This window comes from Pseudoalteromonas sp. NBT06-2 (genome assembly GCF_002276045.1).
In the GTDB taxonomy this organism is placed as follows: Bacteria; Pseudomonadota; Gammaproteobacteria; order Enterobacterales; family Alteromonadaceae; genus Pseudoalteromonas.
This window is the reverse complement of record NZ_NQMR01000360.1, coordinates 1-1,283: the sequence shown is the minus strand read 5'-3', so window position 1 is coordinate 1,283 and position 1,283 is coordinate 1. Positions and strand designations below refer to the sequence as shown.

Below are 1,283 nucleotides of genomic sequence, written 5' to 3'. Positions count from 1 at the left end.
GGACTGTGATAGACAAAATAACAGGCTAAATATAGTTGGTTAAAATAAGCGACGCAGGAGCAAAAACCAACTATATTTTTTCATGATTAATTTTCTTAACAGCTGATAAATTACCCTTTACTTCTGGCTAAAACTAAGCTGTGCAAACAAGAACAAAAGAGTTGTTTCTTTTACACTTAAAAGTTAAAAACTAAGGTTTGTGAAATTATTCAGTTTATCAGATACCCCAGTAACTAAAATCTGAGCTCAAAGGACAAAACCTGACTTGAAAAATTGAAAAGCATATGCTTTTTTATAATTGATTACTCAATCATAGATCTTAAATGCGCCTTATTTTTTTCTTTTTTCCAATGCCCAGATTTTGGAGATGGGTGATACGCGTAAATAACACTAAAATAATTCCCTTCCCAATTTATTTCTTTATATTTTGTCAGCGAACCTTGTTTTTGCGTTGCTTCTTCAAAAAAACATTGAGCAATAACTCCGAAAACTATGATTTTTAACTGTGTACAACTAGCAATGTTATTTAATAAACGGTTTTTGAAGTTTAGTAAAGCTTCCTTACCTACTTTTGATTTGAGCTTGTCTTTTACTTTTTCTTTGTAAATATCATGATCGTATTCATCTTTAATGCCAAGGAAACTCAAAAATTCACCCGTCAACTCTAGAGGGTTATAACAAGATTTTTGGAGAGGGAATTGTGAAGAATTTAATATAGATACCCTTGGAGTACTTTTACTATTTATCTTAATTAACTTTCCTAATGAGACATCTTTATTAAACAAAACTTTACTCATCCACACCCCTGTTTCACCAGCAGCAGGAAAACCAGCATCAATTTCATGTGTATGCGGTGATTCGAGAATAAAAGTGAACTGACTGTTCTCAAGAGATATATCATCCACTTTAAACTGTTCTAGGTAGGCCACGGCTGAAAATCCTTATTTGAGCTAATGAGCCTATAGAGTTTTTTATTTTTTCCCCTGACTCTTACTTTTGAAAATAACTACCTTTATTGCAATTGCAGATGTAAGTAAAACTAAGAGAACACTTATAATATTGGAATATAAAGAATGAAAATAATCATTATTTTTTGCAATACTTTGCTTATTATCATTAACCTGAATAGATAAGGTTTTAAACATATGATTTAAGTCTCGTATTGCAAAGACTTTTTCGTTTTCATTAACAATTAAACCATGTATATCTGCTAAAACCACCTTATTATTGCTTGATAATTCTTCTACATATTTCAATTTGAGTAACACCTCAATAACCCGTGG

The 1,283-nt window shown here is 31.0% G+C and carries 2 protein-coding genes; both read right to left on the bottom strand.

Annotated elements, in window-relative coordinates; all coding sequences use genetic code 11:
* Positions 1-302 precede the first annotated feature (302 nt).
* Entirely contained in the window at positions 303-929 is a 627-nt protein-coding gene (locus tag CJF42_RS26055; RefSeq protein WP_095369379.1) for a uracil-DNA glycosylase family protein, read from the bottom strand.
* A gap of 42 nt (positions 930-971) precedes the next feature.
* On the bottom strand, positions 972-1,283 hold a 312-nt coding region (locus CJF42_RS26050), incomplete at its 5' end, for a hypothetical protein (protein ID WP_212668876.1).